Genomic DNA, 5,274 nt, shown 5'->3' on the forward strand with positions numbered 1-5,274 from the left:
ACCCGCTCCAGCCCGGCGAGCGCGGCCGGAAGCTCGTCCCCGGCCGCCGCCAGCACCACCGACGGCGCGCTGTCGCCCAGAATGTGCCCGAGCTCCTTCTGGCCGGACCTCGGATTGAGCGGCACGGCGGCCACCCCGGCCAGCAGCGCGCCCACCACCCCGACGGCCGTCTCCGGCCCCGGAGCCGCCCACACGGCCACCCGCCCCTGCCCGCGCACCTTCGCGCCCACCGCCCCGGCCGCCGCCGCGAGCCGCGCATACGTCAACGACCGGTCGCCGAACCGCAGGGCGACCTGCTCACCGGGATCACCCGTCAGAGCCGGGAAGAGGGAGGACACGCGACGACTCCTAGTGACTCTGTGACTCTCGTGCCGTCCGAGGGATGACGACTCCTGTGCCGTCCGAGGGACGACACCTCCGTCCTACCCAAGACTGACGTGGTTCGCCGCCATGGCAATGTCGTCCTGGTCACGTCGTGCCACCGCCACGCCGGCCACCGCACAGGCACGGCGAGTGTTCCCGGCCCGAACCGTTGTGCGGAACCGTGCGAGGGTGGGGAGTCCGTCGGCCCGGTGGCCGAGGCGATCCTCACCACCAGCACCGCCGCTACTCGCTGATTCGCGTCCGCTGCAACAAACCCCAGGTGAACTCCGCCACGACCTGCCGGCGTACGCCCCGGGCGTCCGGGGCCGCGAAGGCCAGGCCCCACCGGGTCGGGGCCGTGCCCTCCAGGGGGCGGGCCGGGGCGAAGGCGCGGGCCGCCTCGTCGACCGTGCAGGACCAGGGGGTGAGGTCGTCGGTGGTGCGCAGGTCGGGGCCCTCGGCTCCCGGGGCGCGGACCAGCCACTCGTTCCAGACCTGGCCGCCCGGGGCGGTCAGTACCTCGAAGCGCAGGTCGGGCCAGAGAGGTACGGGCCACTGACGGGCCTCGCAGTCCAGGTCGCCGACGCGGCGGGCGGTCGTCGACTCGGGTTCGCCCAGGACGGAGCGGTAGCGAGCCGCCGTCGCGCGGGACCGCGGGGAGCGGACCATCGCCTGCCAGCGCTTGTTGGCCTCCCGCAGGTCCGCGAGGGAGGCGCCCAGCGTGCGGCGGGCGTCCTCCACCAGGTCCGGATTGTGGTCGGCCATGCGGCGCAGCAGCACCAGCTGGAAGTCGAGCGGGGTGAAGGGGGCGGCGGGGTGCTTCCCGGAGGGCGTGGGCATGGGATCCATCGTTGCCCACCCGTTGCCCGGGCAACCCGCCGTGACTAGCCTGTGTTCGTCATTCCGACCGTCTGTTGATATTTCGAACAGGCCTGGTTTCAAGAGAGGGGGCCGGTCGTGGGACGCCTCGTACCTGCCGTGACCCGGGCTCTCGACATACTCGAACTCTTCCTGGACGGGGACGGGACGCTCTCCGCCCCCGACATCGTGCGCAGGCTGCAGCTGCCGCGCACCACGGTGCACGAGCTGGTCACCACACTCGCCGCCCGCAAGTACATCGTCCCGGTGACCGGGCAGCCCGGACGCTACCGGCTCGGCGTACGCCCGTACCAGCTCGGCAGTCGCTACGCCGAGCAGCTCGACCTCGCCGCCGAGGGCCGGCAGGTCGCCCGCTCGGTCGCCGAGACCTGCGACGAGACCGTGCACGTGGCGATCCTGGAGGACACCGACGTCATCTACATCGCCAAGGTCGACTCCACGCACGCGGTGCGCATGGTCTCCGCGGCCGGCCGCCGCCTCCCGGCGCACTGCACCTCGGTCGGCAAGATGCTGCTCGCCTCCCTCCCGGAGCAGGAGCTCGCCGCGCGCGTCCCGGACGGCGCCGAGCTGGCCGCGATGACCCCGAACAGCATTACCGACCCGGCCGTCCTGCGCGAGGCCCTGGACGAGATCCGGCGGCGGGGCATCGCCGTGGAGAGCCGCGAGTCCAACCCGGACGTCTCGTGCGTGGCCGCGCCGGTGCGCGACCGCACCGGGCAGGTGGTCGCGGCCCTGTCCATCTCGGTGCCCATGGTCCGCTGGAGCGAGGAGCGCCGGGCGGAGCTGGAACAGCTCGCCGCGAAGGGCGCCGCCGAACTGTCGGAGCGCCTCGGACACCGGGGGGCGGCATGACGGCGTACGAGGTTGCGGTCCACGCGCGGGCGGAACTGGGCGAAGGACCGACCTGGGACGCGGCGGCCGGGCGGCTGATCTGGGTGGACATCCTCTCCTCCCGGGTGCACACCTACGACCCCGCCTCGGGTCGGCGCACGGTCCGCACCACCGAGCAGCACGTGGGCGCGGCCAAGCCCCGCGCGGGTGGCGGACTCGTCCTCAACCTCCGCGACGGGGTGGGGCTGGTGGACCCCGACGGCACCTTCCGCTGGCTGCACCACGACCCGGTCCCCGGCCGCCGCGGCAACGACGCCGCCGTCGCGTCCGACGGCTCCCTGTGGGCCGGCACCATGCGCTACGACGAGGCCCGGGGCGGCGGCACCCTCACCCGCCTCACCGGCGACGGCACGGCCGAGGTGGTGCTGCCCGACGCGACGGTCAGCAACGGCACCGGCTGGAGCCCCGACGGCCGCCTGATGTACTACGTCGACTCGCCGACCCGCCGGATCGACGTCTTCGACGTCGACGACGGACGGGCCACCGGCAGGCGGCCCCTGGCCCGGATCGAGGAGGGCGCCGGCTTCCCGGACGGCCTCACGGTCGACGCCGACGGCTGTGTCTGGGTGGCCCTGTGGGACGGCGCCGCGATCCGCCGCTACACCCCCACCGGCACCCTGGACCGGGTGCTCCCGCTCCCCGTCCCCCGCCCCACGGCCTGCGCCTTCGGCGGCCCCGGCCTGACCGACCTCTACATCACCACGGCCCGCACGGGCCTGCGCACACCCCACCCCCTGTCCGGCTCGGTCCTGGCGGTACGGGACGCGGGCCGGGGCCTGCCCCAACCGGCGTTCGCAGGCTGACCTCCGACTCCACGACCGGGCCCGGTCGCCCCGGCCCTCGGTGGGGGACTACGCCCCCTGCACCCCCGCCGCCCGTCGTAGTGGGAGGGGGGGAGTCCGTTCCCGGGGTTGGCAGCTGCTCGTCGGGGAGCGTGTACGAGGTCGGTTTAGCTCGATCGTGTGATGGCCGGCTTGCGGGCTTGTGGTGTGCTGGGCCGGTCGGGGTGGCGTGGCGGTGCGATCTGGGACGCCGGGTGCGGTGCCTGGGGGCGCCCCCTCTGGGGGAGTGCGGGGCCCCTGCTCCACCAGCGGGATGGTTCAGGGCCTCCCCGTCGCCTCTGGCCGTTCCCACAGGCCGGGTCGTTGAGGCGTGTACATCAGCAGCCTCCGGCTGCGGGCCGCCCGCCCGGCCCGGACCACGGACAGGATCCGTGTCGCCGCCCGGGATGCGGCGGCGTCCATCAGCGTCCTCCGGTCGCGGGGGACGACCAGTGCGCCCACAACCGTTCGGGGCGTGCCAGTGCGCGGACTCAACCCCGCTCACTGCCCAGGAACGGTTCTGTTCCCGTACCAACGGTGTGGGCGGGGCCCGGATGCCGGGGGCGCGGTCCTGGCCGGCCCGGTCGTGCGGGGCCGGGTCGCCATGGGCCGGTCCGGGAGGCCGGAGTCGACCCGGCCCGCGTCGGCCGTGCGGGCTCAGCCCCCCGTCCGGTCCAGCTCCTCCACGATCTTGCGTTCGGCCGCCGTGAACGGAGGGCCGGAGAGCGGGGGGAGGAGGGGGCCGTTGAGGACGCTGAGCAGGGTGTCGGGGCGCAGCAGGCGCTCGGGGCCGGTGCGCATGCTGGTGACCTCCCAGAGGGCGGTCGCGGCGCGGTAGGAGCCGGTGGCCGCCCTCGTCAGGCGGCGGATGTAGGACGTGACCAGCCGGTCGGCGAGGCCGGGCCGGGCGCCGCGGGTGTCCGGGTACCAGACGTCCTGGCCGACGGCCGCCGTCCACGCCGCGTCGACCGGACGGGCGGCGCCGCGCTGCACACGGCGGGCCAGACCGGGGCCGTCCGGGCCGGAGCGGCGCAACTCCTCGTTCAGGAGCCGCGCGTGGAACGCGGCCACCGACATGCCCTGCCCGTAGGCCGGGTTGTAGGTGGCGATCGCGTCGCCGAGGGCGACGAAACCCTCCGGCCAGTGCGGCAGTTTCTCCAGGTAGCGGCGGATGTTGCTGGTGCTGCGGCTGACGTACACGTCGGTGAGGGGTTCGGCGCCGGAGACCAGCCGGCCCACGATCGGGGAGGGCAGGTCGAGGGCGTAGCGCAGGAACCCCTCGGGGTCCGCCGGCGGCTCGCCGCCCCGCGTGCCGGCCAGGCTGACCATCCAGCGGTCGCCCTCGATCGGCAGCACCATGCCGCTGCGGCCCGGCCGGGACCCGTACGGGTCGGACTGCACCATCGTCAGCGGGAACTGCTCGGCCCCCGCGGGCGTACGGTACAGGCGCGTGGCGTTGACCTGGCCGGCGTCCACGGTCCGCTCCCGCACCCCGGTGACCCCGAGCTCCCGCAGCCAGGTGACGACCCGCGAGCCGCGTCCGCTCGCGTCGACGACGAAGTCCGCGGCCAGTTCCTCCTCCCCGGCGGCGGTCGCGACCCGCACCCCGCGCACCCGCCCCGCGTCGCCGGCCAGGCCCACGGCCTGGACCTTGCGGATCTCGGCGCCGGTGTGGGCGAGGACGGTGGAGCGCACCGTCCAGTCCAGCAGCGCGCGCGTGCAGCTGAGCATCGTCGGCCCGTCGTGCCGCCAGCGGCGGAACCAGCCCTCGGGGGTCAGGGCCACCATGCCGTGGCCCAGCGGTATCTCCCGGGCGCCCGCGGCCAGCAGCCGCTGCCGTATGCTCCCGCCCGGCATCAGCTCCTCCATCGCGGCCAGGCCGCCGGCCATGAGCAGATGGGCGTGGCGCCCCTGCGGCAGCCCCCTGCGGTGCTCGGGCCCCTCGGGCAGGTCGTCGCGGTCGAGTACGACCACGTCGTCCACGGCGTCGGACAGCACCGCCGCGGCCAGCATGCCGGCGAGTCCGGCACCGATGACGACAGCTCTGCGGTGGCTGCGGTGGCTAGGGGGCATGGGGCTCCTCGGAGTCGGCCATGGGCTCAGCCATGGGAGGTCCTCACTGTTCCTTCTCGTACGGCGGTTTCGGCGGGCTGGTGGACCAGCGCCTGCGCCAGTTCCACCAGCCCGCAGGTGCCTGACACCTCCGTGGCGTGGAGGCGGTAGCCGCTCGGCGCCGCGAGCGGCTCCTCGCGGGCGGCGGCGCGGCGCGCGGCGTCGGCGAGCATGGCCGCCTCCGCGGCGATCCGGGCCTCGTGCGCGG

At 74.9% G+C, this 5,274-nt stretch carries 5 protein-coding genes and 1 pseudogene; 2 read left to right on the forward strand and 4 right to left on the reverse strand.

Going from position 1 to position 5,274, the window contains the following annotated elements; translation table 11 throughout:
• Window positions 1–338: AMP-binding protein (locus DEP02_RS25605; RefSeq protein WP_157977540.1), on the reverse strand; the 338-nt coding region annotated here is incomplete at its 3' end.
• Between the two features lie 268 nt (window positions 339–606).
• Window positions 607–1,203: a hypothetical protein gene (locus DEP02_RS25610; RefSeq protein ID WP_438947797.1), complete on the reverse strand. Its 597-nt coding sequence runs from the start codon at window positions 1,201–1,203 to the stop codon at window positions 607–609.
• A 117-nt stretch (window positions 1,204–1,320) separates the two neighbouring features.
• On the opposite strand from DEP02_RS25610, the gene DEP02_RS25615 reads away from it, so the two are divergent.
• Window positions 1,321–2,094, forward strand: coding sequence for an IclR family transcriptional regulator (locus tag DEP02_RS25615; protein WP_112470053.1), 774 nt, complete (start codon window positions 1,321–1,323; stop codon window positions 2,092–2,094).
• The gene (locus DEP02_RS25620; RefSeq protein WP_112470054.1) at window positions 2,091–2,936 is read left to right on the forward strand and encodes an SMP-30/gluconolactonase/LRE family protein; all 846 of its coding nucleotides are present in this window, start codon (window positions 2,091–2,093) and stop codon (window positions 2,934–2,936) included. The genes DEP02_RS25615 and DEP02_RS25620 overlap by 4 nt, the downstream gene beginning before the upstream one ends.
• 675 nt (window positions 2,937–3,611) lie before the next feature.
• Here the strand turns inward: DEP02_RS25620 and DEP02_RS25625 are convergent.
• Both DEP02_RS25625 and DEP02_RS25630 read right to left on the reverse strand, forming a co-directional pair.
• Entirely contained in the window at window positions 3,612–5,027 is a 1,416-nt protein-coding gene (locus DEP02_RS25625) for an FAD-dependent monooxygenase (protein ID WP_112470055.1), read from the reverse strand.
• Between the two features lie 26 nt (window positions 5,028–5,053).
• A pseudogene (locus tag DEP02_RS25630) lies at window positions 5,054–5,274 on the reverse strand (MAB_1171c family putative transporter); the annotation flags it as partial.

It is taken from the genome of Streptomyces triticisoli (genome assembly GCF_003270085.1).
Classification (GTDB): domain Bacteria; phylum Actinomycetota; class Actinomycetes; order Streptomycetales; family Streptomycetaceae; genus Streptomyces; species Streptomyces triticisoli.

Bases quoted from the DNA above. Each gene is read 5' to 3' on its own strand.
- DEP02_RS25610 (WP_438947797.1), bottom strand. From the start codon at position 1,203: ATGCCCACGCCCTCCGGGAAGCACCCCGCCGCCCCCTTCACCCCGCTC.
- DEP02_RS25620 (WP_112470054.1), top strand. From the start codon at position 2,091: ATGACGGCGTACGAGGTTGCGGTCCACGCGCGGGCGGAACTGGGCGAA.
- DEP02_RS25625 (WP_112470055.1), bottom strand. From the start codon at position 5,027: ATGCCCCCTAGCCACCGCAGCCACCGCAGAGCTGTCGTCATCGGTGCC.